The 25421-nt window shown below is 65.0% G+C and carries 25 protein-coding genes; 4 read left to right on the forward strand and 21 right to left on the reverse strand.

The features are described 5' to 3' along the window. Positions 1-3: 3 nt before the first annotated feature. Positions 4-828: an inositol monophosphatase family protein gene (locus KVP70_RS19925; RefSeq protein ID WP_217943893.1), complete on the reverse strand. Its 825-nt coding sequence runs from the start codon at positions 826-828 to the stop codon at positions 4-6. 97 nt (positions 829-925) lie between these two features. Here KVP70_RS19925 and KVP70_RS19930 point away from each other — a divergent pair, with 97 nt between their 5' ends. Next, a complete protein-coding gene (locus tag KVP70_RS19930) occupies positions 926-1723 on the forward strand; it encodes a helix-turn-helix transcriptional regulator (protein WP_217943894.1) in 798 nt (265 codons plus the stop codon). Here KVP70_RS19930 and KVP70_RS19935 read toward each other — a convergent pair whose 3' ends face one another. The 4 genes from KVP70_RS19935 to modA are packed head-to-tail and all read right to left on the reverse strand — an operon-like array spanning position 1724 to position 4669. Then, a complete protein-coding gene (locus KVP70_RS19935; RefSeq protein WP_217943895.1) occupies positions 1724-2536 on the reverse strand; it encodes a TOBE domain-containing protein in 813 nt (270 codons plus the stop codon). Continuing rightward, positions 2526-3227 (reverse strand): ABC transporter ATP-binding protein, encoded by a 702-nt coding sequence (locus KVP70_RS19940; protein ID WP_217943896.1) that lies wholly within the window; start codon positions 3225-3227, stop codon positions 2526-2528. The genes KVP70_RS19935 and KVP70_RS19940 overlap by 11 nt, the downstream gene beginning before the upstream one ends. A 2-nt stretch (positions 3228-3229) precedes the next feature. Continuing rightward, positions 3230-3916 carry a molybdate ABC transporter permease subunit gene (gene modB / locus KVP70_RS19945; protein WP_217943897.1) on the reverse strand — a complete coding sequence of 229 codons (687 nt, stop codon included), beginning with the start codon at positions 3914-3916 and terminating at the stop codon, positions 3230-3232. 3 nt (positions 3917-3919) lie between these two features. Continuing rightward, positions 3920-4669 (reverse strand): molybdate ABC transporter substrate-binding protein, encoded by a 750-nt coding sequence (gene modA / locus KVP70_RS19950; RefSeq protein WP_217943898.1) that lies wholly within the window; start codon positions 4667-4669, stop codon positions 3920-3922. A gap of 168 nt (positions 4670-4837) precedes the next feature. On the opposite strand from modA, the gene KVP70_RS19955 reads away from it, so the two are divergent. Continuing rightward, complete coding sequence (locus tag KVP70_RS19955) at positions 4838-5731, forward strand: TIGR02285 family protein (RefSeq protein WP_332844094.1); 894 nt, start codon at positions 4838-4840, stop codon at positions 5729-5731. Between the two features lie 47 nt (positions 5732-5778). Then, complete coding sequence (locus KVP70_RS19960; protein ID WP_217943900.1) at positions 5779-6297, forward strand: M48 family metallopeptidase; 519 nt, start codon at positions 5779-5781, stop codon at positions 6295-6297. On the opposite strand, the gene KVP70_RS19965 is transcribed toward KVP70_RS19960, so the two are convergent. The 16 genes from KVP70_RS19965 to KVP70_RS20040 form a co-directional block, all read right to left on the reverse strand. After that, entirely contained in the window at positions 6248-7153 is a 906-nt protein-coding gene (locus KVP70_RS19965) for a sigma-70 family RNA polymerase sigma factor (protein WP_217943901.1), read from the reverse strand. The genes KVP70_RS19960 and KVP70_RS19965 overlap by 50 nt on opposite strands. A 32-nt stretch (positions 7154-7185) precedes the next feature. Further along, the gene (locus KVP70_RS19970) at positions 7186-7479 is read right to left on the reverse strand and encodes a putative quinol monooxygenase (RefSeq protein WP_217943902.1); all 294 of its coding nucleotides are present in this window, start codon (positions 7477-7479) and stop codon (positions 7186-7188) included. Positions 7480-7587: 108 nt separating this feature from the next. After that, a complete protein-coding gene (locus KVP70_RS19975) occupies positions 7588-8124 on the reverse strand; it encodes an LOG family protein (RefSeq protein WP_217943903.1) in 537 nt (178 codons plus the stop codon). Beyond that, positions 8124-8906, reverse strand: a complete 783-nt coding sequence (locus tag KVP70_RS19980) for a tetratricopeptide repeat protein (RefSeq protein ID WP_217943904.1) — start codon at positions 8904-8906, stop codon at positions 8124-8126. The genes KVP70_RS19975 and KVP70_RS19980 overlap by 1 nt, the downstream gene beginning before the upstream one ends. A 16-nt stretch (positions 8907-8922) precedes the next feature. Then, positions 8923-9588 (reverse strand): TetR/AcrR family transcriptional regulator, encoded by a 666-nt coding sequence (locus KVP70_RS19985; RefSeq protein WP_166100382.1) that lies wholly within the window; start codon positions 9586-9588, stop codon positions 8923-8925. A gap of 122 nt (positions 9589-9710) precedes the next feature. Further along, the gene (locus KVP70_RS19990) at positions 9711-9998 is read right to left on the reverse strand and encodes a phasin family protein (protein ID WP_217943905.1); all 288 of its coding nucleotides are present in this window, start codon (positions 9996-9998) and stop codon (positions 9711-9713) included. Between the two features lie 63 nt (positions 9999-10061). After that, a complete protein-coding gene (locus KVP70_RS19995) occupies positions 10062-10805 on the reverse strand; it encodes a substrate-binding periplasmic protein (protein WP_229224943.1) in 744 nt (247 codons plus the stop codon). Between the two features lie 65 nt (positions 10806-10870). Beyond that, complete coding sequence (locus KVP70_RS20000) at positions 10871-11509, reverse strand: DOPA 4,5-dioxygenase family protein (RefSeq protein ID WP_217943907.1); 639 nt, start codon at positions 11507-11509, stop codon at positions 10871-10873. A gap of 79 nt (positions 11510-11588) precedes the next feature. Next, the gene (locus tag KVP70_RS20005) at positions 11589-13475 is read right to left on the reverse strand and encodes an alpha/beta hydrolase family protein (protein ID WP_229224944.1); all 1887 of its coding nucleotides are present in this window, start codon (positions 13473-13475) and stop codon (positions 11589-11591) included. A gap of 91 nt (positions 13476-13566) precedes the next feature. Beyond that, positions 13567-14796, reverse strand: coding sequence for a DUF1444 domain-containing protein (locus KVP70_RS20010; RefSeq protein WP_262311749.1), 1230 nt, complete (start codon positions 14794-14796; stop codon positions 13567-13569). After that, the gene (locus tag KVP70_RS20015; RefSeq protein ID WP_217943909.1) at positions 14793-18452 is read right to left on the reverse strand and encodes an EAL domain-containing protein; all 3660 of its coding nucleotides are present in this window, start codon (positions 18450-18452) and stop codon (positions 14793-14795) included. Before KVP70_RS20015 ends, KVP70_RS20010 begins: the two co-directional genes overlap by 4 nt. A 16-nt stretch (positions 18453-18468) precedes the next feature. Further along, positions 18469-19953, reverse strand: a complete 1485-nt coding sequence (locus KVP70_RS20020; RefSeq protein ID WP_217943910.1) for a PAS domain-containing sensor histidine kinase — start codon at positions 19951-19953, stop codon at positions 18469-18471. A 72-nt stretch (positions 19954-20025) separates the two neighbouring features. Next, positions 20026-20970 carry an esterase/lipase family protein gene (locus KVP70_RS20025; protein WP_217943911.1) on the reverse strand — a complete coding sequence of 315 codons (945 nt, stop codon included), beginning with the start codon at positions 20968-20970 and terminating at the stop codon, positions 20026-20028. A gap of 27 nt (positions 20971-20997) precedes the next feature. Then, positions 20998-22653, reverse strand: a complete 1656-nt coding sequence (locus KVP70_RS20030) for a GMC family oxidoreductase N-terminal domain-containing protein (protein WP_217943912.1) — start codon at positions 22651-22653, stop codon at positions 20998-21000. Next, on the reverse strand, positions 22650-23174 hold the full coding sequence (locus KVP70_RS20035) for a twin-arginine translocation signal domain-containing protein (protein WP_217943913.1): 525 nt from the start codon (positions 23172-23174) through the stop codon (positions 22650-22652). Before KVP70_RS20035 ends, KVP70_RS20030 begins: the two co-directional genes overlap by 4 nt. Before the next feature lie 113 nt (positions 23175-23287). Beyond that, entirely contained in the window at positions 23288-24076 is a 789-nt protein-coding gene (locus KVP70_RS20040) for an RNA methyltransferase (RefSeq protein WP_217943914.1), read from the reverse strand. A 129-nt stretch (positions 24077-24205) separates the two neighbouring features. Here KVP70_RS20040 and KVP70_RS20045 point away from each other — a divergent pair, with 129 nt between their 5' ends. Next, a complete protein-coding gene (locus KVP70_RS20045) occupies positions 24206-25348 on the forward strand; it encodes an acyltransferase family protein (protein WP_217943915.1) in 1143 nt (380 codons plus the stop codon). Positions 25349-25421 lie beyond the last annotated feature (73 nt).

The following is a 25421-nucleotide window of genomic DNA, read 5'->3' on the forward strand; positions in this document are numbered from 1 at the left end:
CGCCTAGGCCTCCAGCGCTTGCCGCAAGCGCAGCAGCATGGAGGCATGCGCACCGGGCGCCGCGGCGGCCATGCTGAGCGCACCCAGGCCGTAGGGCTTGCCATCGACCTGGGTCGCGTGCCCGCCGGCCTCGCGCACCAGCAGCGCGCCGCCGATGCAATTGAAGCCATCATCGCCGAATTGCCAGTAGCCGTCGAGGCGGCCGCACGCGACATAAGCCAGTTGCAGCGAGGTCGCGCCCGGACTGCGCACCGCAGCCACATCGGGCAGCATGACGCTCAGCGCGGCGCCGGCCTGGCGCACCGCGCGCCGGTCGCGGCCGGCAAACGGCGGCTGGCTGGTGGCGACGATGCCCTGATAGTGGCTGGCGCGGCCGTTCACGCGGATGCGCTCGCCGTTGCGATAGGCACCGTGGCCCCACCCCGCATGGAACATCTCGTCATGCACGGCGTCGAAGATGGCGCTGAACACCGGCACGCCCTCGCGCATCAAGGTCAGCGACATGGACCAGCTCGGTATCGCGCGCAGGAACTGCGCCGCGCCGTCGATGGCGTCGCAGATCCAGTACTCGCCGCGCTCGGCCAGGGCGGCGGTTTCCGCATCCTCCGCCACCGTGTCGCCCAGCTCGTCCTCCAGCCAGCCGATGGCGGGATAGCGGCGGCCCAGGGCCCGCTTCAGCCCGGCGTTGGCGGCGCCGTCGATGCGGCGGAACGCCGTCATCATCTCGTCCACTTCCATCACCGGCTCATGGCGCCAAAAGGTTGCGCACAGACCGGCGCCGGCCTCGCGCAGCAGCGCCAGCACTTCTTCCGTATCGATTGCAGTCATGCCGATTCCTTGCTATAAGCTAAAGTCCTAGATTGCCAGATAACTCAACTCCTGACTAACTGGCGACAGACAAGTAATATCGCAATCGGGCCAAAATATGGGTAGCAACTACTATGGCGACAAGCGGCTGACGGACGAGATGCCGATCATGGTGGCCGCGCAGCACGCCGACCACAACACCAGCAACATCAAGCATGTGCATCACCACCCGGAAGGCCAGCTGTACATTCCGCTGCAAGGCGTGATCGTGGTCGAGGCCGGCGACGTGCGGCAGGTGCTACCGCGCGGCCGGCTGGGCTGGATACCGCCCGACATGCCGCACGGCGCCACGGCCTACGCCAGCACCTTCAAGCCGGGCCTGGCCGGCTATACCATCCATCTGGCGCCCTCGCTGTGCGCCGAGCTGCCGCCGCGCTCACGCGTGATGCGCATGTCGGCGCTGGCCGCGTCGCTGCTGGAACGCATGGTCGCGTGGCCCGGCGGCATGCCGGCCGACGCCGCCGGACGGCGGCTGATGACGGTGTTCCTGGACGAGGTCCACGCGGCCGACGAAGAGCCGCTGCACCTGACCATGCCCAGCCATCCACGGCTGCAGGCGATGGCGGCGGCGATCGCCGACGATCCGGCCGACGAGACCGATCTCGATGCCTGGGCCGCCAAGCTGGGCTGGTCGCGCCGCAGCCTGACGCGCCACTTCCGCGACCAGACCGGCATGTCGCTGGTGGAGTGGCGCCAGGTGGCGCGGCTGCAAAAAGGCATGGAGTTGCTGAACGGCGGCGCCTCGGTGACGACGGTGGCGCTCAGCCTGGGATATGACAGCGTCAGCAGTTTTATCGCGCTGTTCCGCCGCATCCTGGGCGTCACGCCGGCGCGCTTCGCCCAGTTCGACACGTGATCAGGCCGGCGTGCCGAGGATCACGCTGGACGCCTTGAAGATGGCGCTCGCTTCCATGCCCACTTCCAGCGCCAGCGTTTCGCCGCTGTCGCGGGTGACCATGGCGGCGATGGCGCCGCCGCCCGGCAGTTCAATGCTGACCTCGGTATTGACGGCGCCCACCTGCACCCGCGTCACCCTGCCGGTCAAGCGGTTGCGCGCCGAAAATTTGGCGCCGCCCATCTCCGTCACCACGATCACCGACGAAGCCTTGACCAGCGCAAACGCTTCGTCGCCGATCGCCAGACCCAGGCTATCGCTGCTGTCGCGGGTGATGGTGGCGATGATGTACTGGCCGCCGACGATCTCCAGCGCCACCTCGTCATTGACCGCGCCCTGCTTGAGCGCGACCACGGTGCCGCTGAACTGATTGCGCGCGCTGGTCTTCATCTTCATCCTTTGTATCAGCAAGAAATCGTCGGCCAGCGCATGCGACTGGCTGCTCAGGTGCGCCACGAACTTGCGGTGCTCGGCGTCGATCTTGCGAAAATTTTCCACCAGCTGCGCGCCGCGCGCCGTCAGCCGCGTGCCGCCGCCACCCTTGCCGCCCGCCACGCGTTCCAGCAGCGGCTCGCCGGCCAGGTTGTTCATCGCCTCGATGGCGTCCCACGCGCCTTTGTAACTCATGCCGACCGCCTTGGCCGCGGCCGTGATCGAGCCCTGTTCGGCGATGGCCGCCAGCAGCGCCATCCGGTCCTGCCCGCCCAGCTTCTGACCGCCGACGGTCAGCCATACATTGCCCTGCAATGCCATTGCGTGTTCTTCAGGCTTCATTGCGCTCCACGGGTTCCAGGTCCTTGACGTCGGCCATGCTACCATTTTCCATGCGCAGCACGTGCTCGCCGAAAGCGCGCACGTCCTCTGGATCGTGGGTGATCAATATCATCGGAATGTTAAGGCGACGTTGCAGCGCGTCCAGCTCGGCGCGCATGCGTTCGCGCAGGCCGGGATCGAGCGCAGCGAACGGCTCGTCCAGCAGCAGCGCCGCCGGCTCCGGCGCCAGCGCGCGCGCCAGCGCCACCCGCTGGCGCTGGCCGCCGGACAGTTGATGCGGCAACTGATGCGCCACATGGTCCAGCTCGAACGCCTGCAGCCAGTAGCGGACGGCCGCGCCATCCACGCGCGCCAGCGGATTGCGCCAGCCGCGCTGCAAGCCGAAGGCGATGTTCTGCCGCACGTTCAGATGCGGGAACAGTGCGTAATCCTGGAACAGATAGGCCAGCTGCCGCCGCTGCGCCGGCAGGTCGATGCCCTTGCCGCTGTCAAACAGGCTGCGCCCCGCCACCTCGATGCGGCCGCTGTCGGGCGTCATCAGCCCGGCCACCGCCTTCAGCAGCAAGCTCTTGCCCGCGCCCGACGGGCCGTGGACGACGATGCGCCGGCTGTCCGACGCCAGTTGCGCGCGCAACTCAAACGTCCGCGAGCCGGAACGCAGGGTCTTGGCGATGTCGATATTGATTTGCATGGTCAGGCCTGCGGGTTGCGGTTGGGTGTCAACTTGTTCGCCGCGATCAGCACCACGATGCAGACCACGGAGGTAATGATCACCAGCAGGTTGGCGCTGTCGTCCTGCCCGGCCTGCACGGCTTCGTACACGGCGATCGACAGCGTCTGCGTCTTGCCGGGGATGCTGCCGGCCACCATCAGCGTCGCGCCGAACTCGCCCATCGAGCGCGCGAACGCCAGCAAGGTGCCGCCCAGCACGCCGCGCCAGGCCAGCGGCAAGGTCACGCGCAGGAACACGCCGAACGGCGCTATGCCCAGCACCCTGGCGGCCTGCTCCAGTTGCGTGTCGACCGTTTCAAACGCCGCCCGCGCGCCCTTGAGCACCAGCGGAAACGCCACCACGGCCGCCGCGATCACCGCCGCCTGCCAGGTGAAAATCAGGTTGATGCCGAACGTCTGCTGCAGCCACGCGCCGATCACGCCGTGGCGGCCGATCAGCACCAGCAGGTAATAGCCGAGCACGGTGGGCGGCATCACCATCGGCAAGGTCAGCAACGCATCCAGCAGCTCGCGCCCCGGAAAGCGCTTGCGCGCCAGCAGATAGCCCAATGCCACGCCGAACACCAGGTCCACCAGGGTCGCCCAGCACGCCACCTTCAGCGACAGCCGCAGCGCGATCCAGGCCGGTTCGGCGAGCAGCACGTCCACCGCTTACGGACGGCCGAAACCGTACTTGGCCAGGATCGCCTGGCCGGTGGACGAGCGCACGTAATCGGCGAACTGCTGGCCGGCGGCGGCCTGCGGGCCGGCCGCGATCACCGCGATCGGATAGCTGACCGGGGTTTCGGTCGGCACGGTGGCGACCACCTTGACCTTGTCCTTCATCACGGCGGCGTCAGTGGCGTAGACGAAGCCGGCATCGACTTCGCCACGCGCCACGTAGTCCAGGCTCTGGCGCACCGAGGCGCCGAAGATGGCCTTGGGCTCGACGGCGGCCCACAGCTTGGCCTGCTCCAGCGCATGCCTGGTGTAGCGGCCCACCGGCACGCTGGCCGGATTGCCCATCGTCACGCGGGTGACGGCGGCCTGCTGCAAATCGGCGATGCCCTTGATCGGCAGGGTGGCGGTCAGCGGCGTGATCAGCACCAGGCTGTTGCTGGCGAAATTCTTGCGGCTGCCGGCGGCCAGCAGTTTCAGGGTGTTGGCCTTGTCCATCGCATCCTGGTCGGCGGAGGCGAACACGTCGACCGGCGCGCCCTTGGCGATCTGCTGCACCAGCGGATCGGAGGCGGCGAAGTTGAACTGCACCTTGTCGCCCGCATGCTCTTTCTCGTAGGCGGCGCCGATTTCCTTGAAAGCATAGCTCAGGCTGGCCGCGGCCGACACCGTGATATCGGTCGCCGACGCCGACACGCCCACCGCCGCCAGCACCAGCGCCCCGCCAAGTTTCAATGCATGCATCGTTTTTTCCTTTAAGTAAGAGAATCGCAATAAACTCGATTATATAGCGATGCAGGGGATACTGCGCTATGCCGAAATGACTATACGGTCTATGGTGACGGCGGCAGCGAACTCGGTTACTGTTACAGGCATCGAAGCTGCTTCACTCCCAACGCATGGAGGCCGGACGTGCGCTGCACATTGGCGAGTTTCCGTATTGCCGGGCTGCTGGCCGCCGGGCTAGTCCTTGCCTGCCCGGCACGGGCCGGCGACAGCATGACATGGCTGATGCCGGATTTCCCGCCCATCGGCATCCCGGTCCACGGCCAACCGACCGACGGCATGGCCGACCAGCTGGTCAAATACATCGTCGCCAGGTGGCCGGAGGCGAGCCACCGTTTCCTGTACGCCAACCCCAACCGCGTCTGGTCCATGCTCGCCTCTGGCGAACAGGCGTGCTTTACCGGCGCCTTGCGCACGCCGGAACGCGAGCGGTTTGCCTACTTTCGCAATACCTACCTGCTGCCGCCGCCACAACTGATCATCCGGCCCGAGGTGCTGGCCGCCATCCCGCTCAACGCCAAGGACGAGGCCGAGCCCGGCCCTCTGATGAACAACCCCGCCTTGCACGGCGTGGTGATCGAAAAGCGGGCGTATGGCCATGCCGTCGATGCGCTGCTGGCGCAGCCCGCCGCCAGTCCCAACATCAAGCGCCTGGCCGCCAGCAACTACGGCAAGACCATCTTCACGATGATGACGATGGATCGCGGCGACTACACGATCGACTACGATTTCGTGCTGGCCTATGCGGCGTCGACGGACGCCCAGCTGGCCAGGCTCAAGGCGATCCCGCTGGCCGGCGCCGATGCGTTGATCGTCGGCGGCATCGCCTGCCCGCGCACGGCATGGGGCCGCAGCGCCATCCAGAAGATCGACGCCCTGCTGGCCTCGCGCGAAGGCTCGTCGGTGTTGCTGCAGGCGCAGGCGCGCTGGATCAGCAAGGAATCCGCGCTGCGCTACAACGAAGCGATGAAGGAGTTCTTCCGGCGCCTGGAAACGCCGCAAAAATACGAGCACCCGTGATGGCGTGTGGTACATTCACGCCTCGATTCCTTCCAGCCGTGCCCAACATGTCCTCCCTGAAGTACCTCAGCGCCTATTCCGAACAAACCCAGCAGCAAGTATCGCAACTCCTGGCCCAGAACCGCCTGGGCGAAGTGCTGCTCAAACGCTACAGCAAGGCGCACGAGCTGCGCACCGACAAGGCGCTCTACCAGTACGTGCAAGATTTGAAAAATGAACATTTGCGCAACGCCGAGCCGATCAACAAGGTCGAGTACGACAACAAGATCCACGTCATCAATCACGCGCTGGGTCTGCACACCTCCATCTCACGCGTTCAGGGCGGCAAGCTGAAAGCCAAGCACGAAATCCGCGTCGCGACCCTGTTCAAGGAGGTGCCGATAGAATTCCTGCGCATGATCGCCGTCCACGAGCTGGCCCACATCAAGGAGAAGCAGCACGACAAGGCCTTCTACAAGCTGTGCACCTACATGGAGCCGAATTATCACCAGTATGAGTTCGACCTGCGCCTGTACCTCACGGAACTTGAGGCGTCGGGCAAGCGCCTGTGGAGCCAGGCGGCGTAAGCAGCGGCCGTATCTCCACCCCGTCCATCGCATAGCGGGCATACAGGAAGTCGCGGATGCCGGCGACCTGGCCACCGGCAAATTCAAACGCCACGAAATAGGCTGGCGCATCGAGCGACACCTCGCGATCGAACACCAGCATCGCGGGGCGCCCCTCCACCAGGGCCGCGGCAAACGCCCATCGCACGGCGGCCGCGTAGGCGCCGTAGTAGTCGCTGACCTCGCTCTTGCCGTGGCGGCGCAGCTTGGTCACCAGCTCCAGTCGGACGTCTTCGGCCAGCATGGCGCGCACGCCGTCGAAATCGCCGGCCTTGAAGCCGTCCACATAGGCGACCAGGCGGGCGCCGAGCGCCCCGTCGACGCCGGGCAAGGCCGGCTCGGCGGCTTCACCCGCCACCGCCCGCAGCCGTTCGCGCCCCCGCTGCAAGGCCGATTTGACGGCAGGTTCGCTGGCGCCGGTGATCGCCGCCGCCTCGCCCACGGAGTGGCCCAGCACATCCTTCAAGATCACCGCGCTGCGCTGCAAGGCCGGCAGCCGCATGAAGCTGCGCAGGCAGGTCGCGGCGATCTCGGGGTCGGGAGCGTCGGGGGTCGCCAAGGAGGCAAGTTCATCTTCCGCCTCCATCGGCGGCAGGCGCGCACGCTGCCGCAGAAAATCGAGCGCGGCGTTATGGGCGATCCGGTACAGCCAGGCCTGGGGATGATCCAGCCCGCCAAATGATGCGCGCGCCGCATATGCCTTCGCGAGCGCATCCTGGACGATGTCTTCGCCGTCGATCACCGATCCGCACATGCGGGCGCAATAGCGGTGCAGCCTGGGCCGCATCTCGCCGAGCAGTTTTTCCAATTCAGGCATGGCGTCGTCCATGGTTGATGATAACCGGCGGTTCAGGGCTTGGCCGCATGGACCACGTCGCCCATGATCGCCTCGATCGTCGCCAGCGCGGCGAGCTTCGGATAATAAGCGACCATGCGCGGGTCGGTTTGCATCGCCTTCACCGCGGCGGCGTCCCGCCATTGGGAATGGATGACGATACGAGTCCCGTCCGCGGTCGCGATCAGGTTGGTGGCGATCCAGCCGTCCAGCGTGCGGATCACGGTGTGTATATTGTCCCGCAACATGTCCAGCACTTTGCTCTGGTTGGCAGGATCGACGGTCAGGGGAAGGATCAGGGTAGTCATGGTTCGCCTCGGCTTAAGTAGGCCCGCCTATCGGGCCTGTACCCTGTAAGACGACGATGCGCTGCCAAACGGATCGGTCCCGGAGAAAATTATTTTCCCGCGCCAGAGCTAAGCCTTCAGCAGTTGCAGCAGGGCCTGGGGTTCCGACGCCGACATCATCAACGCCGCGTGTTGCGGACGGATGAAGCCCTGCGCGCTGGCGTGCTGGATGAAGCCGGTCAAGCCGTCATAGAAGCCGTCCACGTTCAGCAAGCCGATCGGCTTGGCGTGGATGCCCAGCTGCGACCAGGTCAGCATTTCAAACAGTTCCTCCAGCGTGCCCATGCCGCCCGGCATGGCGATGAAGCCATCGGCCAGCTCGGCCATCATGGCTTTGCGCTCGTGCATGTCCTTGACGATGAACTGGCGCGTCAAGCCGGTGTGGCCCACTTCCCGCTCGACCAGCGCGGTCGGGATCACGCCCGTCACCTCGCCGCCCATGCGCAGCACTTCATCGGCGATGATGCCCATCAGGCCCACGTTGCCGCCGCCGTAGACCAACGACAGGTTGTCCGCCACCAGGGCCCGGCCCAAGGCGCGGGCCGCTTCGGCATAGGCAGGACTCACACCGGCGTTGGCGCCGCAATACACGCAAATAGCTTTCACTACTGTTTTTCCTCTTCCAGTTCTCGTTTGGCCGCGTCCGCGTCTAGCCGTTCCATCGCATCGTGGATGGCGCAGCGGGCGGCTTCCTCACACAGGCTGATCGCTTCGGCCTGCTTCCTTTTACCTTCCAACATGAGCATCGCGCGCGCGTAGCGGACCCTGGCGATTGCCGACTCCGGCGCCAGCGCCAGCGCGGTCTGAAACTGTTTATAACATTCTTCTTTTTTCACGCCATAGGTCAGGCCGCCGATCATGGCGCCCACCTTGTCGAGGATCTCGGCGTGGTAGACGCCCAGCGCGATGTGGGCGTCGGAGCGCAGCGGCGCCAGGCGGATCGCCTTGTCCAGGCTGTTGCGCACCTTGGCGCCCAGGCCCTGCGCCAGCGCCTTGACCACCGAGATCCCTTGCGAATACTGGCCCAGCGCATATGCATGCCAGTAGTAGCCGGACGAATTATGGGGTTGCTCCAGCTGCTGCCGCTCGCAGCGCTCGGCCACGCATTCGAAGGTGGCCAGCTTTTTCTGCGGACTGCGCTCCAGGTAATGGGCGTAGATGCAGATGGCCTTGTGCGCCACCGAATAGCCGTTCACGCCGACGTCCAGGCCCAGCCGCGCGGCCCGCTCGAACTCGCCGGCATGGAAGGCGATCCAGGCCTGCACCAGCAGCGGGTTGGACGGGAACGGCTCCTGGTCGCCGCCATGCAGCACGGGCCAGGCCGCCTCCAGGCTGGCCTGCGTGTACTGGTATGCGGGATCAGGGTACGGAAAGGGGTTCCACGCCATGGCAGTCTCCGTCGGCTTACTTGAGCTTCTTCAGGTATTCTTCGGACAGTTTCTGGAACAGCAAACTGGTTTCGTTGCGCAGGTAGGGGCCGATCTGCGACAGCACCTGGTAGCAGCCGCGCGCCAGCGCGTCGGCCATCGATTGCTGCTCGCTGTATTTGCGCGGGTTGCGCACGTATTCGTAGGACAGCCAATAGGTCGCCACCACCACCATATTGGTGGCCATGGCGTCGATGGCGTTGTCGGAGGCTTCCAGCGATTTTTCGCTGCGCAGGTCTTCGCACAGCTGCTTGGCGACCTTGATCTTGTGCGCCAGGATCTGCTTGAAGTGCAGCTCCAGCTTGCGGTTGCGCGACAGCAGGTCGTTGAGATCGCGGTAGAAGAAGCGGTAGCGCCAGATCAGTTCGAACATCAGGTGCAGGTACAGCCAGACGTCCTCGATGTTCGAGCGGCGGCCGTTGGGCACGGTCAGGATGCGCTCGATCTCGGCCTCGAACTGGACGAAGATCGAGTTGACGATGTCGTCCTTGTTGCGGAAATGGTAGTACAGATTCCCCGGCGAGATATTCATCTCCTCGGCGATCACCGTGGTGGTGATGTTGGGTTCGCCGAATTCATTAAACAAGCGCAGCGACAGTTCGAGTATGCGTTCGCGGGTACGGCGGGGTGCTTTTTGTAGCATAGCAAGGAAACCTCTGTTTATTCTCCTGCAAGCATAACACCGATGAGACTATCTTAGAAACATCCGTGCGTGCTTTTACGCGCACATGCCGCCCAGATGCCGCAAGATGCGGCCAAACCGGGCTAACGCCGGCTATTCTTCAGTTTTTCCGCCGCGCGCAGCGCCGCCACCTGCAAGCTCAGCTCGTCGATGCGCCGGTGCAGCGCCGCCACCTCGCCGGCGGTCGGCACGCCGATCGAGCTCAGCGCGCGCAGCACGCGCTCCTCGAACAGCTGCATGGAGAAGAACTTGCCCTCCTCTTCCTGCGCCTTGGCGAAGGCGCTCAGGCCGGCCTGCCAGATCTCCTGCGAGGACATGCGGACCACTTCCGCGGTTTGCTGGTCTTCATTGCGCTTCAACTTCTTTGCCATGTGAACTTCCCAAGTGTGCATTGCCGGGATTCGATTGTAGTCGGCAAAACTAGAGCACGTTTTCTAATGCTCGGGCGGCGCGGCCAGCCACTTGCGCTGGAGCTTCGACAGGCTGCCGTCCCGTTTGAGTTCGCGCAGCGCGCCGGCCCAGGCCTCGACCAGCTCTTTCGGCGTGCCGTTGGAAAAAGCGAAATACACCTCGGCCGTGCCCAGCCGCAGCGCCACCTCGACCTCGTCCGGACGGTGGCCGGCCCGCTCCATGGCGCCGGGCATCAGTTCCTCGCCGTCGAACCACAGGTCGAAGCGGCCGCTCATCAGCATCTTGGCGGCGATCTCGGAGCTATTGGTTTCGTCGGTGACGTTGAAGCCCAGGCCACGCGCCAGGTTGACGAAGATGCTGCCGCGGCGCGCGCCGGCGTGCGACTTGTACAGGCCGGGATCGTGCCGCTGCAGCGCGGCCAGCCTCCCCTTGGCCACGTAGGCCACCACGCGCGAGGTGAAGATCGGGCCGACGAACTGCATCTGGCGCTCGCGCTCCGGGGTCCGCACCACCGTCAGCAACATCACGTTGGGGCCGGCCTCGGCCAGCGTCTGGGCGCGCGCCCACGGCACGATGTCGATCGCGTCATGGCGGCCCAGCTTGTCCTGGATGCGGTGCGCCAGCTCGACCGCCAGGCCGGCCGGCTGGCCGGTCTCGGCGTAGCTGATCGGCTTGCTGTCCATGCCGTAGATCTTCAGCGCAGGCGTGTCCGGCGCGGCGGACGCCAGGCCGGCGCACAGCAGCAATATGGACAAACTGGACATCATGCGCATCTTCAACCTCGAACTCGACCATCACAAGCTCGATAGTAAGCCAGATTTTTGCTGATGGGCTAGGTCTCGGGCCTCAGCGTGGGTTTAGTGTTGGGAAAAATCTGCTCGACCGCTGGCTCGCCGGGAGCGGGCTTTTGCATCGCGTAGGCATTGACCGGCTGCGAACGGTTGACCCACAGCGTGTAGTACAGGTGGTCGGCGCGCGGGTCATCGGTGTTCGGATGGATCAGGATGGTCAGGCCCAGGCTGTTGAGCTGCAACCACGGCACGACCACCTGCAGCTGCTCGTTGTTGAAGCCGAAGTAGAACGACGGCGTCACATGCGGGCCGCGCGGCGCCAGGTTCCAGTTGCCCAGCTCGACGACGAAGCGCTCGGCCACCCACTTGTGCAACAGCGCCGCCTTGTGGAAGTTGTCCTCGTCAAAATAAATGTGGGCGTGATAGCTCTTGATGTCGCTGTAGGCGCGCGGCCTGGTGGGCAAGACCTGCTCCCCCGGCCGCACGCTGGCCGGGCGGGTGGTGGCTTCCTTCCAGGTGTCCTCGCCCCAGGGGCTCTTGCCGTCGGCCGCCAGCGCCTTGCCGGCAATGCCGGACGCGGCAAACGCCGCCGCCAGTCCGCCGCCGCGCAGCACGCTGCGCCGCCGCGGCGACAACAACTCGGCCCAGTGCTGGTCCTCGTGTGGATTCAGTTCGCTCATGCAGTTCTCCTTTGCGCATCAGCGTAAGGGGAAAGCGGCGGCGCCGGAAGGTATCGTTTCGCGTTAGCTTATGCGGTATCTATTCTTTCGGCGGCTGGACGTCCGCTCCAATATATTTGTTAAGAAATTGCAGCAGCGTTTCGTAATAAGTGACTTGATTGCTGATGTAATACAGCCCGTGCCCCTCACGCTCAAAGGTCAGCCATTGCACCTTTTTGCCTTGCTGTTCCAGTGCACGTTTCATTTTCTCACCGTGAGCTATCGGCACGCGCACATCCTCCTCGCCGTGCATCAACAACACGGGAGCAGAAATTCGGTCCGCATGCTTGAGCGGCGATACTTGATCGAATTGTTCTTTATTGAGTCTGGCATCGCCGATACGGGTCAGCATCAACTCGCGGGAGACCTTGTCGCCCGATGTATCCGAACTGTCCTTGAACATATACTCGATGTCCGAAACACCGGCGAAGCTGACGCCACAACGATACATGTCCGGTGTCTTGGCCAAGCCCCATAATGCTGCATAGCCGCCATAACTCGTACCGACAATGCAGATGCGCTTGGGATCAACAATGCCCTGTTTGATCAAATGCTGTACCCCGGCGGTGATATCGTCCTGCATTGCCATACCCCACTGGCCAAATCCCGCTTCTTCAAAGCGCCGGCCAAAGCCACTGGAGCCTCGGAACTGCGGCTGGAATACCGCATAACCATTTGCTGCGAGAATCTGAACTTCCTGGTTCCAATTCCAGTAGTCCCTCGCAGTGGGTCCTCCATGAATCAGCACCACTAACGGCGACGGTTGGGCCTTGTCGTCAGGACGGGTCAGGAATGCCGGCACGGTCATCCCATCCGTCGCTGCATAGGTCAGCATTTGCATCGGCCGCAGCGACGTTTCGTTCATGGCGGGCCGAGCTCTGGCGACCAGTTGCAGCGTGTTGGCCTCCGGGTCAAGTAAATACCAGCATCCGGGGTCAACATCGCCATAAGAAAACACAAGCACCTTTCCTTTCGGATCGCCGCTAATCCGATTGATGCGGTTGGGTAGCGCCAGGTCGATTGTTTGCTGGACACGGCTCCAGGCCGCATCGAACCAGATCTGTTGAGGCGTCATGCCGCCGGTCGTGACGCGCTCGAATGAAGATTGATCGATGCCGCTGACGTTCAGGATATCTTGCGTCGGATGACCAGCCATCATTTCGCCAATTGCATGACGCTTGGTGTCGTAGCTGAAAATCGCATAGGTATCACGGCCATAACGGGCAGAGACTACCAGCGTGTCCGGCTCGTCAGGTACATACATCGGCATCCAGTAATCGTCCGCCAATTTAAATTCACCCAACTTTTCCCAATCGGCCGTGGCTGACGATTTATACCAGTTGGTAACCGTCGAGACATCCTTCCAAAACGCCGAGTTAACGACCGTGACTGCGCGCAGTTCCCCCCGCCGGTCGAACGCCCATTTAATGACTTTCCCACTGGGATGCCTGAGTTTTTTAGCGTCGCCGGTACGGGCGTTAACCAGCTCAACGTCGCCATCTTTAACGTTGGAATAGACCAGGAGATTTGGAGACAGTGGATTTCCGCGTTCCGCAGGGCCAATAACCTGCTCACCCAACTCGGCAACTTTCTTTCCTGCGAGGTTGATCGACTCGGCTTCGATGCCGTAGTCCACCGCAACCAGATCATTCCCTACCCAAGTGACATCGCGCGGCATTTTGTTGTACGTCCAAAATCCTTCGGTCACCCGCTTGCCCGTCGACAGTATTCGTACTGCCATAGTGTCCGTATCATGGAGCAGCAATCCGTAATTCGTGCCATTGAAAATGACGCTCACCAGATGTTTGCCATCAGGTGACAAGCTCACCTCTCGCGTACCGCTCGGATCGACCGCCTGGTCTATGGTCAATGGCCCGCCCAACGTATCGCCTGACACGATCGCCAAGGCCAACATGGCCGCTAACATTCCCCTCATTTCCGCCCCGCACACAATGTTATCAATCCAGCATTGTCGCAGAAAATATTCAAGGCAATTAATTTCCCTCGGAGGCAATCATTCAGAAGTCGCGTGCCGTCAGCGCATCGAACTGGTCCTGGCTGGGGAAGTTGCGCAGGCGGTAGCGGGCCGGGTAGCCCTCCACACTGTGCGTCAGCTCCTGGATGCTGGCGCGCAGATCGTCCCAGGCCACCAGCTTGGGGGCGCCGGCGCCGTGTTCGCGGCCAGCGTCGGGCCGCACCAGCGCCACCAGGTCCACCTCCGGCAGCAGGGTGTCGACGCCCTCGGTCCAGACGCCGTAGCTGATCAGGCGGCCGCTGTCTTTCTTCTGCACCAGCTGGCAGGTGGCGACGAAGATGTCGACCTCGTTCTCCTCGTTGGCCTTGTCCAGCAACTGCTTTTGCGAGGCGTAATCGTCGGCCAGGTAGATTTTTTTCAGTTGCGCCAGCTCGGCCTGCACCTCGGCGTCCGCCGGCAGGTAGGCCACCGCCTTGCCCTGCTCGAAGCGGTACATCAGCGCGGAAATGCTGCGTCCCTCCTCGCTGGCGTAGCTGCGCGACAAGGCCAGCATGGCCAGCTGCGCCGCGCTGTCGTTGGACGAGGCCACCAGCAGCCGGTTGCGGGTCGGGATCATGACCACCGGATCGCCGCCCACCTCCAGCCGGAAAAACAGGTCGGCCAGCAGGATGCGCGAGGCTTCATACGAATCGTCCCAGGCCGCCTGCAGCAGGCCGGGCGCCACCCGCACGAAGTTGGCCACCGTCATGTCGCGCAGGTTGTCGAGCGCGGCCGACAGCGCCTCGTCGAAGGTCACGCCCCAGTCCGACAGCGCGATGTGCGACAGGGTCTGGATCGAGTGCGGACTGTCGTAGGCCAGCATCAGCACGCTGTCCGCGCTGAACGGCGCCGAGCCTTGCTTGAACGGCTGCGTCGCGCGCTGGCCGGCGTGCATCAGCCGCATGTACTCGAGCATGGAGCGCCCGCGCAGCACCGGGCGCAGGCCGGCGCGCGCCTCGGCAAAGGTGGCCGGCATGGCCGGCGCCTGCATGCTGCGGATATAGTGGGCCAGCACCTCGGGCCGCTGCCCGCGCCGGGCGTCGCAGTAGTCGCGGTAGGCGTTGTGCAGGTTGTAGATCTCGGCGCTGCCGCTGCCGCCGACCAGGCGGAATTCGCTGGCGTCATAGCTGAGCGGTCCCGCGTGGCCGCTGTCGGCGAAGGCCTTCAGCGCAAGTCGGGCAAATTTCTCTTCGGTAGGCGTGGACGTGAAAAAATCGAGCAGGCCCAAACTCACTCCCTGATGTCTTCGGTAATCGGCTGCAACGGCAACGCCGGCGCGTGGCCGCCGTGCACCTGCGCGTGCAGGCGGAAGCCTTCGCGGATGTTCTCGCGCAGCACCGCGCCCTTCCACGGCTTGGTGTAGAAGCGGTCGATGGCGCCGTGGTTGATGGCGGCCATGATCGGCGTCAGGTCGGCGTAGGCCGACAGCATGATGCGGAAGGTGTCCGGCGCCAGGTTCTTGACGCGCTCCATGAACTCGGTGCCGCTCATCAAGGGCATGCACTGGTCGCACAGGATCACCTGCACCCGGTTCTGCGCCAGGATGTCGAAGCCCTCGGCGGCGGTCTGCGCGGTCAGGATGCGGTAGCCGTCCTGCGACAGGAAATCGGTCAGTACGTCGAGCATGAAGGCGTCGTCGTCGACGATCAGCAGGGTCTGCTGCTCGACCACGTTCTCATCGGCCGGCGCCTGCAGGAAGCGGCCTTCGCGCAACATCGTTTCGAAGTCGTCTTCCGGCAGCGGACGGCTGAAGTAATAGCCCTGCATCTCGTCGCAGCCGTGGCGGCGCAGGTAGGCCAGTTGCGCATCCTTTTCCACGCCCTCGGCGATCACCTCCAGCTTCATGCTGTGCGCCATGTTGATGATGGCCAGCACGATGGCGGCGTCGTCCGGGTTGCTGGTCACTTCGCGCACGAAGGCGATATCGATCTTCAGCTTGTCGATCGGGAAGCGCTTCAGGTAGGCCAGCGAGGAATAGCCGGTGCCGAAATCGTCGATCGAGATCTGGATGCCCAGCGCCTTCAGGTTCTGCAGCACGGTGATGGTCTCTTCGGCGTTGGACATCAGCGAACTCTCGGTCAGCTCCAGCTCCAGCAGTTCGGGCGCGATGTCGTGCTCCTTGATCGCCTTCAGCACCTCCTCCTCCAGCCCGCCGACGAAGAACTGGATGCCCGAGACGTTGACCGACAGGTGCACCGCGCCCACGCCGGACTTGCCCCACAGCGCGATCTTGCGGCAGGCCTCGTGCAGCACCCAGGTACCGACCCGCACGATCAGCCCGGTCTCTTCCAGGATGGGAATGAACAACGCCGGCGACACCATGCCGTGGCCCGGCCGTTTCCAGCGTATCAGCGCCTCGGCGCCGCTGATGCGGCCGGTGCCGATGTGGACCTTGGGCTGGAAGTGCAGCACGAATTCCTCGTTGTCGATGGCCCGGCGCAGCGCGTTCTCCAGGTCCAGCCGCGCCAGCGATTGCGCGTTCATCTCCGCGGTGAAGAAGCGGAAGGCGTCGCGCCCCGCCTCCTTGGCGCGGTACATGGCGGTGTCGGCGTACTGGATCAGGGTGTCGGGATCGGCGCCGTCGTCCGGGTAGACCGCGATGCCGATGCTGGCCGTGACCGTCACTTCATGGCCCTTGAGGTCGAACGGCCGCCGCATCGATTCGCGGATCTTGTCGACCACGGCGATGGCGTTCTGCGCGCCCTCGGGCAGCATCAGGATGGCGGCGAACTCGTCGCCGCCGAAGCGGCCGATGGTGTCGCGCACCCGCAGGCAGTCGACCAGCCGGCTGGAGAACTGGCGCAGCAGCTCGTCGCCGATGGTGTGGCCCAGGGTGTCGTTGACGTTCTTGAAGCGGTCGACGTCGAGGAACAGCACCGCCAGCGACCATTTGTGGTCGTTGGCCTGGCGCAGCGAGTGGCTCAGCGAATCGTAGAACTGGCTGCGGTTGGGCAGGCCGGTCAGCGTATCGAAGTGGGCCAGCTTGAGCAGGCGCTGCTCGGCCTCCTTGCGTTCGGTGATGTCGCGCGCCACCGCCACCAGTATCCAGCTGGGGCCGGAACGCAAGGTGCGCCGCTGCACTTCCACCGACAGCGGCGAGCCGTCCTTGCGGTACAGCAGCAGCTCGGTCATGGCGCCGCTCTGGTCGCCGGCCAGCAGCTTGTCGTACAGCTCTTCCAGGCGGTTCAGCTCGCCCTCGATGGACTTGTTGGGGCCGACCTTGAGGAAGTCCTCGCGCTCGTAGCCCAGCATGCGGCAGGCGGTGACGTTGACGTCGACGAAGCACATGCCGGCGCGGTCGACCAGGAAGATGGCGTCGGCGGTGGCGTCCATCGCCAGGCGGAAGCGGCGCAGGTCTTCGTCGAGGCGGATGCGGGCGTTCATGTCCAGGGTCAGCTGGGCGTGGTGGCGCTTGATCTCGTCGTACAGCAGCAGGTTTTCGTAGGCCACCGAGATTTGCGCGGCCACCGTGGCGGCGACGCGTTCGTCGACCTCGGAGAAGCCGTCGGCGCCCAGCTTGTCGACCAGGTACAGCCAGCCGTGGATGCGCTCGCGCGAGGCGATCGGCACGCCGAGGAAGGAATGCACCGGCGGATGGCTGGGCGGCAGGCCGATGCCGGCCGGGTCGCCGTTGAGGTCGTTGATGCGGCAGGCCTGGCGCTGTTCCAGCAGGCCGCGCAGCACGCCGGCGCGCGGCGCCAGGGCGATCTGGCGGGCCGGCACGCCGGCGCCGCAGCTGGCGAAGTAGGCCAGCTCGGCCGCGCCCGGCTCCAGCACGCCGATGCAGGCGTATTTGGACACGCAGATGTTCTGCGCCACCCGGCAGCCGATCTCCACCAGCGCGCCCGGATCGCGCTCGGCGCCCAGCTCGATGCCCAGCTCGATCAGCGCGGTCAGCCGCAGGCTCACCGCCTGCAGGCTGGAGAGCGAACTGGTCAGGCGCTGCGTCATGCGCGTCAGGTTTTCCGGCGCCGCCTCGTCGGTCTCGTGGGCGAACTTGGACAGCAGCTGGCTGCTCGACTCCAGCTCGCCCAGGTATTCGGCCACCTTGTCGTCGATGTTGTGGAAGCGCCCTTCCTGCGGCGGCTCCGGCGCGAACGACGGCATCTGCTCGTCCTCGGCCACCACGGCCAGGCCCAGCGCCTCGTGCACGGTGCGCAGTATCACTTCCGGATCGGACGGCTTGGGCAGCACCCAGCGCACGCCGCAGGACTGCGCCACCGCCATTGCCTCGCGCTCGCGGTAGGTGGCGGTGTAGAAGATCACCGGCACGTCGGCCGTCTGCGGATCGCTGTGCAGGCGGGTGACGAACTCGTAGCCGTCCATGTTCGGCATCAGGATGTCGGAGATCACCAGGTCGGGCTTTTCGGCGCGCACCATGGTCAGGCCCTCGGCGCCGTTGGCCGCCTCCAGCAGCCGGTGGCCGCCGTAGCCCAGCAAGGTCATCAGGAATTCGCGGTTCAGGACGTGGTCGTCGACGATCAGGATGGTGGCGATGTCGTTTTTAACCGGGGTCGACACGGCCCCGGTCAAGAAAGACTCGATTTGCTTGACGAAGCTGTCCGGCTCGACCGGCTTGCCGATGTAGCCGTCGAAGCCGGCCTCCAGCAGTTTCTCGCGGTCGCCGGCCATCGCCAGCGCCGTCACGGCCAGGGTCGGGATGTGCCGGAGCGCCGGGTCGGCCTTGAGCGCGGCCACCACGCCGTAGCCGTCCAGCTTGGGCAGGTGGACGTCGCAGATGATCAGGTCCGGCACTTCGCGCCGCGCGGCGGCGACGCCGGCCTCGCCATCGCTGGCCGACAAGGGCAGGTAGCCGAAGGCGCGCAACAGGTACACCATCAACTCCATGTTGGTGGCGTTGTCTTCTATGATCAGGATACGTGCCGACACGTTGAGCTCCCCTTATTCATCGTTCCAGCGGCAGCGCCAGGGTGAAGATACTCCCGACGCCAGATTCACTTTCAAACAAGATCTCGCCGTGCAGCATCGCCGCCAGGCGCTGGCTCAGGTGCAAGCCCAGGCCGGTGCCTTCCTGTGGCCGTTCCTTGCAGGCGTCGAGCTGGGAAAAGGCCTGGAACAGCCCGTCCCGCTCGCCTTCGACTATGCCCGTGCCGGTGTCGCAGACGCTGATCAGCGCACCAGCGCGTTCATGGACGGCGCCCTGGTCCAGCCGCACCACGACGCTGCCATGGTCGGTGAACTTGATCGCGTTGTGGAGCAAATTCATCAGTATCTGTTGCAGCGCGCGGCGGTCAGCGACCACGGTCAGGTCGTCCTGGGCGCTGACGAAGGTCAATTCCAGCCCCTTGTGCCGGGCCTGTGGCTCAAACAGCAATAATATCTCGTCGATCACCTCACGGCATGGCATGGGCTTCAGGTCGAGCACCAGGCCGCCGGTTTCAATCCGGGTCAGCTCCAACAAATCGTTGATCAAGGATAGCAGATGTCGGGCGCTGCTTTGCACGGTCCGCAGTTGTTTTTCCTGGTCATCATTTATTGGCCCAGGCAACTTCATCAACATAGTACCCGTAAAACCGATGATCGCGTTCAACGGCGTGCGCAATTCATGCGACATGCCGGTCAGGAAGCGGTCCTTGGCGGTGTTGGCGCGCGCCAGTTCGGCGTTCTTTTCCTGCAGCGAGCGTTCGATCCGCTTGCGTTCGCTGGTATCGCGGATCGCGCTCATCACCAGCGTGCCTTCCTCGGTGACGACCGGGCTCAGGCTGATCTCGACCGGGAATTCGACGCCATCGGTGCGCAGGCCGTACAGCTCACGGCCGCCGCCCATCGGGCGTATCAAGGGCTGTTCATGGAAGGCCCGGCGGTGCGCCACGTGGCCGTGGCGAAAACGCGGCGGCATCAGCTGTTCCAGCGCCAGGCCGCGCATGGCGCCGGGCGGATAACCGAACAGCGCTTCGGCCTGGGAATTGACCAGCACGATGCGGCCGCCGGCATTGGCCATGATGATGGCGTCCGGCAGCGACTCGAGCACGCCGGCGAAGCGCGCCTGGACCAGCTTGGCGTCGCGCAACACTTTTAGCGTGGTAACGTCTTTTTTACTCCACAAAATATACTCGGGCTGGCCCTCGCCGTCGCGCACCAGCTTGGACGAGCTGTCGATGTAGACCAAGGTGCCGTCCTTGGCGCGGCGCATCGATTCATAATTGGCGGCGCCGCACTGCAAGGTCTCGGCCAGCACGGCGCGCTCGTCGTCGTCCAGACCGGCCGGTACGATCAGCTCGGCCAGGCTATGGCCCAGGGCTTCGGCGCTGCTGTAGCCGAACATCGCTTGCGCGCCATTGGTCCAGCACACCACCTCTCCCTTCAGCGAAGTCAGCACGACAGCATCTGGCGTTTCGTTCAGGATGAGCGTGCCGAAGTCGGTTGCCATTGCGTCGCCTGCTATTCATGGTTACACACCAATAAACATACAGTAAGCGGCAACGCCAATATTCACACAAAATCACAATCGGCCGACGGCGGCGATTTCGTCCAGGGCGCAACGCAGGATGACCGGGTGGCGCCCCAGCGCCACATGGCCAATGGCGCCGAACACCAGGTTGCGCGCCCCCGGCAACGCGCCGGAATCCTGCGGCGCGACGATGTTGTCATGGACAGAATAAATGGAGCTGAACAGGCTACGTTGCAAATTAGCCTCAGACGCCGCCAGCGCCGCCAGCCATTCGCTGCGGTAGCGCATTTGCACGGCGTTGCCGCCCGGTCCGAAATGGGCCAAAGCGGTGCCGTGGTGCGGCGTGCCCAGCGTGATCACGCGCGCCACGGCGGCCGCGCCGTAGCGGCGCAACCAGGCGCGCGCCACCAGCCCGCCCATGCTGTGGCCGACGATGATGACTTGCTTGCTGCCAGTGGCTGCGCACAAGCGCTCGATGGCGGCCTGCACTTGCGGCGCGTAGGTGTCGATCGAGGCGCCCGGCGGTTCCAGGTCGATGCCGTAGTGGCTGACGCCGGCCCGCGCCAGTTGCGCGCTCAGCGGCCGCCAGTAGCCGCTGTTGCAGGCGTAGCCGTGGATCAGCAGCACCGGCAGGCCGCGCGCGTTCGGCTGCAAGCGCATGCCGAGCGGACGCAGCATGTAATAGGTCGAGGTCAGCATCGAGGCGCTGAATTCATGCAGGAACAGGCTGGCCGCGCTGGCCGGATTGAGCGCATGCGCGGCCGGCGTGGGATCGCCCTTGCCGGCGCGCGAGCTGAGCAGGAAGTTGTTGACCGACAGCGCCAGCCGCACCAGCAGCACCGCCGCCAGGCCGATGCCGAGATAGGCCAGCGCCGTCAGCGGCGCGTTGAGCGCAGCCTGCCAGGCCGGCCGCCACAGTTGGTGCAACAGCGCCGCCAGCGCCAGCGCGGCGCCGGCCTGCACCGCCAGCAACAGGATAATCCAGCGTTTGATCATGCCGCCATCATACCCCGGCCGGCCGCATCAGGTGCGCCGCGGCCGGGCCGCCGGCTTGCCGCTCAGCTGCTGCGCCAGGCCGCTGGCCAGGCGCGCCACCACGCCGTAGATCGACAGCTGCGGATTGGCGCCGATCGAGGTCGGGAACAGCGAGCCGTCGTACACCGACAGGTTGGCCAGGCCGTGATAGCGGCCGTCGGCGCCGCACACGCCCTGGCGCTCGTCGTCGGACATGGTGCAGCCGCCCATCACGTGGGCCGACACCACCCGCGTCGCCAGCAGCTTGAGCGGCAGCGCGGCGATGCCGGCCCTGGCCTGCGCCCAGCTGGTGTAGCGCGGCGCCGACTCGTGCACCGGCGACACGTCCCGGGCGCCGGCGGCGAACTGGATCTCGGCCATGGTCAGGAAGGCGCGGCGGGCGCCGTCCCACAGGAATTCGCTGATCGGATAATCGAGCACCGGCGCGCCCTGGCCGTCGAGCGCCACGCTGCCGCCGGGCGCGTCGGCGTGGAAACCGTCGCGCAGCAGCGCCAGGATGGCCTGCTTGTGCGGGAAGCCCGCCATGTCGCCGGCGTGCCGGGCGCCGAAGCCGGCGGTGGTGGTCGCCAGCAGCAGCGGATGCAGCGGCGGCACTTCCAGCTTGTAGCCGATCGCGCCGTCGATCGGCTGGTCGTGCAGGAAGTGGTCGGAGTACACCGTCTGCGGCGCGCCGGCGTAGCCGTCCACGCGCTGCTCGAAGGTGCCGGCCGAGATCACCACCGGATGCAGGAAGGTGCGCTTGCCCAGCAGGCCGTGCGGATCGGGCGCGCCCGAGCGCAGCAGCAGCGCCGGCGAATTGATGGCGCCGCCGGCGACGATGTAGTGCTTGGCGCGCAGCGTGATGCGGCGTCCGGTCGGCGCGCGGCCGGCGTCGTCCAGCGCCACGCAATCGAGCTGCGCCACCTTGTCGCCCTGGATCACGAAGCGCTCGGCGCGGGCGCGCGTCAGCAGGGTCGCGCCCTGGGTCAGCGCGCCGGGGATGGTGGTGACCAGCATCGACTGCTTGGCGTTGGTCGGGCAGCCCATGCCGCAGTAGCCCAGGTTCCAGCAGCCGTTGACGTTGCGCCGTATCAGTCCGGTCGGAATGCCCAGCTTGGCCGCGCCGCGGCGCAGCAGGTCGTTGTTCTCGTTGGGCGCGGCGGCCCAGTCGCTGATGTTGAGGCGCTGCTCCATCATGCCGAACCATGGCGCCAGTTTTTCCGGCGTGTAGTCCTTTAAGCCATACTGTTTAGTCCAATACGCCAGCGTGATGTCGGGCGTGCGGAAGCTGCTGGTCCAGTTGACGGTGGTGGTGCCGCCGACGGTGCGCCCCTGCAGGATGTTGATGCCCTTGTCGCGCGTCTTGCGCGCCGCCGATTCCTGGTACAGCTGCGGATAGGCTTCGGCCTCCTTCATGTTGAAGTCGGACGAGGAGCGCAGCGCGCCCTCCTCGACGATCAGCACGCGCAGGCCGGACAGCGCCAGGATCTCGGCGCTGACGCCGCCGCCGGCGCCGCTGCCGACGATGATCACGTCCGCTTCCAGCGTCAGGTCGGCGTCCAGCCGGGCGCAGTCGGTGACGCGCCAGCCGGCGGCCAGGCCGGCCCGGATCGGATCGGGTACCGGTCCCTTGGCGGCGGCGATCGGGATATTCGTGTTGGTCATTTCTGCAGCTCCTTCAACGGACCGGGATAGCCGATCGCGGCCCACGACGACGGCTCCGCGTACCACGGGCCGAGGATCAGGTCATGCAAGGCCAGGTAGGCCGTTTGCAAGGTGGCCAGGCGATGGTGGCGCCAGCTGTCCAGGAAGGCCGCCACCTGCTGCGGCGCGGCCTGCTCCCAACTGCCGGAGACGCCGGCCAGAAAGCGCCGCGCGGGCGCCAGCGCCAGCAGGCCGAACAGGTCCTGCACTTCTTTTTGCGTGCCCAGCGGCAGGCCGTGGATGGCGTCCAGGGTGCGCGTCATGGCGCCGTCCAGCGCCGCCGCGCGCGCGGCCGCCTCGGCCGGCAGCACCGGGCCCAGCATGACCGGCGCGATCGCGGCCAGCACGGCCTTGGCGTCGCCGTCCAGCGTGAAGGGATGGCGCAGCGCCGGCGGATGCGCCAGGCGATAGATGGCGCCGCCGACTGCGAGGGTGATCGCAGCGGCCGCGCCGATCTTGAGGAAAGATCTGCGGGTGGTCATGTCTCCGTCCGTCTGGTTTTTTTAATCCAGCTAGTGTACGTGAACGGGCGGAGAACCTTGCGGGCAAAAAATAGAGGACCGCGTCTAGTTGGCTTGCGCCGGTTTCAGAGGGATCAGTCGTGGCGCTTGCCCAGCATGTGGCGGGCAATGCCGCGCAGGATGTTGACTTCCTCCGTCTCCAGCTGGGCGCGGGCGAACATGCGCTTGAGGCGCGGCATCAGCTTGCGCGGGTTGCCGGCGTCGAGGAAGCCGATCTCCACCAGCGACTGCTCCAGGTGCTGGTACATGCCTTCGATCTGCGCGGCGCTGGCGGCCTCGCCCTGGAAGCCGATCTCGTTGGCGTCGCCGCCGGGCTGGCGCGTGTTCATCGCCGGCGGCGCGCCGTCCAGCACCGCCATCCGGCATTCGTAGGCCAGCACCTGCGCCGCCTGCGACAGGTTCAGCGACGAGTAGTCCGGGTTGGCCGGAATATTGATCAGCACATTGCACTTTTCGACGATCTCGTTGGGCAGGCCGAAGCGTTCGTTGCCGAAGATCAGGGCCGCGCACAGCTCGGGCTGGGCCGCGAGCTGACCGGCCACCTCGCGCGGGGTCTGCACCGGCGGCGAATATTCGCGCAGCCGGGCCGATACGGCGGCGGCGAAATTGATGCCGTCCAGCGCCTCGGCCATGCTGCCGACCACCCGCGCGCCGGCCAGGATGTCGCCGGCGCCGCTGGCGAAGGCCACCGCCTCCGGGTCCTGCAGCGCGTGCTCGAAACGGGGCGTCACCAGCACCAGGTCGCTGAAACCCATGGTCTTCATGGCGCGCGCCACGGCGCCGATATTGCCCGCGCGGCTGGTCTCGACCAGGATGAATCGCAGCTGTTTAAACAGACTCGTATTGATGGAGGACAGGTTCATGGGAAATCACAGGTTGCGTGCAGGGACAGCGGCGGATTTTAACGCACCCGCCGGCCCGCCGGGCGCCTTACCTTTAGGAAAAGATTATCTCCTATATAATGCGCGGTCTTAAATTAGAGCATCATCATCATGGATCACGAAAACAAACTCGACTGGCTGCAATCGCTGCGGGGCGTCGCCGTCATGCTGGTCGTGTTTACCCACGCCAGGAATTTCCTCATCGGCACCGACCAGTTTGCGCTGGCTGAAACCCTGTTCCGCCCCGGCGCGATGGGGGTCGATTTGTTCTTCATCATCAGCGGATTTATCATGGTGTACACCAGCTCGCGCTCGGATGGGAGCCTGGCTTACACGATCAACTTCGCCATCAAGCGCTTCTCCCGCATCTGGCCGCCCTACGCGGTGCTGACCCTGATCTTTGTGGCGGCCGCCTACAGCTTCAACTATTACACCGCGCCGGACAACTGGACGATCCTCGCCAAAAGCCTGGCCATGATCCCGGCCGATCCCGCCAAGCCACTGTATTTCGGTCTGGCGCTGCCGCTGGGATGGACGCTGGAGTTCGAAGTGTACTTCTATCTGGTGTTCGGCATCTGCCTGCTGTTCAAGCGCCTGCGCTGGGCCGTACTGACGGCATGGATACTGCTGACGGTGGTGGCGGTCCCGTATTCACGGCGCGGTTTGGCGCTGGACGTGATGGACAATCTGCAATTTAACCTGGGCTACCTCAACCTGATGACCAATCCCATCGTCCTGGAGTTCCTGGCCGGCGCCCTGATCGCCCTGCTTTACCAGAATAAACAGCTGCGCGTCAAAAATGCCACCGTCTGCTGGCATTTGATCGCGCTGGCCATCGCCTTTCCGCTCTGGTACGCCTACACCGGCGTGGGCGATTTCCACGGCCCGCTGAAGTGGGGCTGGCCATTGGCGGCCATGTTCCTGGTGCTGGCGATCTGCAGCAAGACGGTGCACATCGTCCCGCCGCGCATCCTCGTCTGGCTGGGCGCCATCTCGTTCTCCCTGTACCTGACCCACACCACCACCCAGACCCTCGTCACCCGGTGCCTGATAGACCTGAATCTGGACCGCTTCATCCATTCCTGGGGCCACGTGTTCCTCACCACAGTGGTGGCGGTGTCGGTCGCCGCCCTCTCCCACCATTACCTGGAGCGGGGCCTGTCCGACGCCACGCGCGACTGGCTGCTGCGGCTGTACCACCGAACGCGGCAGGCGCGCCCCGATGGCGACGCCCTGCCGGGCAAGCCGGTTTAACGCCGCGCGGCGGCTTTCGACCAGAATAAATCGCCGCTGTTTGAAAAGATTGGTGTTGATTTCAGGCAGGTTC

Origin of the sequence: Duganella violaceipulchra (assembly GCF_019166075.1) — a bacterium.
Classification (GTDB): Bacteria; Pseudomonadota; Gammaproteobacteria; order Burkholderiales; family Burkholderiaceae_D; genus Rugamonas; species Rugamonas violaceipulchra.

What these genes read in the sequence shown, in the direction of transcription:
- KVP70_RS20035 (WP_217943913.1), bottom strand. Translation starts at nt 23,174, where the DNA reads ATGACCACCCGCAGATCTTTCCTCAAGATCGGCGCGGCCGCTGCGATC.
- KVP70_RS20000 (WP_217943907.1), bottom strand. Translation starts at nt 11,509, where the DNA reads ATGAGCGAACTGAATCCACACGAGGACCAGCACTGGGCCGAGTTGTTG.
- KVP70_RS19995 (WP_229224943.1), bottom strand. Translation starts at nt 10,805, where the DNA reads ATGATGTCCAGTTTGTCCATATTGCTGCTGTGCGCCGGCCTGGCGTCC.
- modA (WP_217943898.1), bottom strand. Translation starts at nt 4,669, where the DNA reads ATGCATGCATTGAAACTTGGCGGGGCGCTGGTGCTGGCGGCGGTGGGC.
- KVP70_RS19960 (WP_217943900.1), top strand. Translation starts at nt 5,779, where the DNA reads ATGTCCTCCCTGAAGTACCTCAGCGCCTATTCCGAACAAACCCAGCAG.
- KVP70_RS19935 (WP_217943895.1), bottom strand. Translation starts at nt 2,536, where the DNA reads ATGAAGCCTGAAGAACACGCAATGGCATTGCAGGGCAATGTATGGCTG.
- KVP70_RS19940 (WP_217943896.1), bottom strand. Translation starts at nt 3,227, where the DNA reads ATGCAAATCAATATCGACATCGCCAAGACCCTGCGTTCCGGCTCGCGG.
- KVP70_RS20030 (WP_217943912.1), bottom strand. Translation starts at nt 22,653, where the DNA reads ATGACCAACACGAATATCCCGATCGCCGCCGCCAAGGGACCGGTACCC.
- KVP70_RS19965 (WP_217943901.1), bottom strand. Translation starts at nt 7,153, where the DNA reads ATGCCTGAATTGGAAAAACTGCTCGGCGAGATGCGGCCCAGGCTGCAC.
- KVP70_RS19980 (WP_217943904.1), bottom strand. Translation starts at nt 8,906, where the DNA reads ATGGCGTGGAACCCCTTTCCGTACCCTGATCCCGCATACCAGTACACG.
- KVP70_RS19930 (WP_217943894.1), top strand. Translation starts at nt 926, where the DNA reads ATGGGTAGCAACTACTATGGCGACAAGCGGCTGACGGACGAGATGCCG.
- KVP70_RS19970 (WP_217943902.1), bottom strand. Translation starts at nt 7,479, where the DNA reads ATGACTACCCTGATCCTTCCCCTGACCGTCGATCCTGCCAACCAGAGC.
- KVP70_RS20040 (WP_217943914.1), bottom strand. Translation starts at nt 24,076, where the DNA reads ATGAACCTGTCCTCCATCAATACGAGTCTGTTTAAACAGCTGCGATTC.
- KVP70_RS19925 (WP_217943893.1), bottom strand. Translation starts at nt 828, where the DNA reads ATGACTGCAATCGATACGGAAGAAGTGCTGGCGCTGCTGCGCGAGGCC.
- KVP70_RS20025 (WP_217943911.1), bottom strand. Translation starts at nt 20,970, where the DNA reads ATGATCAAACGCTGGATTATCCTGTTGCTGGCGGTGCAGGCCGGCGCC.
- KVP70_RS19990 (WP_217943905.1), bottom strand. Translation starts at nt 9,998, where the DNA reads ATGGCAAAGAAGTTGAAGCGCAATGAAGACCAGCAAACCGCGGAAGTG.
- KVP70_RS20005 (WP_229224944.1), bottom strand. Translation starts at nt 13,475, where the DNA reads ATGTTAGCGGCCATGTTGGCCTTGGCGATCGTGTCAGGCGATACGTTG.
- KVP70_RS20045 (WP_217943915.1), top strand. Translation starts at nt 24,206, where the DNA reads ATGGATCACGAAAACAAACTCGACTGGCTGCAATCGCTGCGGGGCGTC.
- KVP70_RS19985 (WP_166100382.1), bottom strand. Translation starts at nt 9,588, where the DNA reads ATGCTACAAAAAGCACCCCGCCGTACCCGCGAACGCATACTCGAACTG.
- KVP70_RS20020 (WP_217943910.1), bottom strand. Translation starts at nt 19,953, where the DNA reads ATGGCAACCGACTTCGGCACGCTCATCCTGAACGAAACGCCAGATGCT.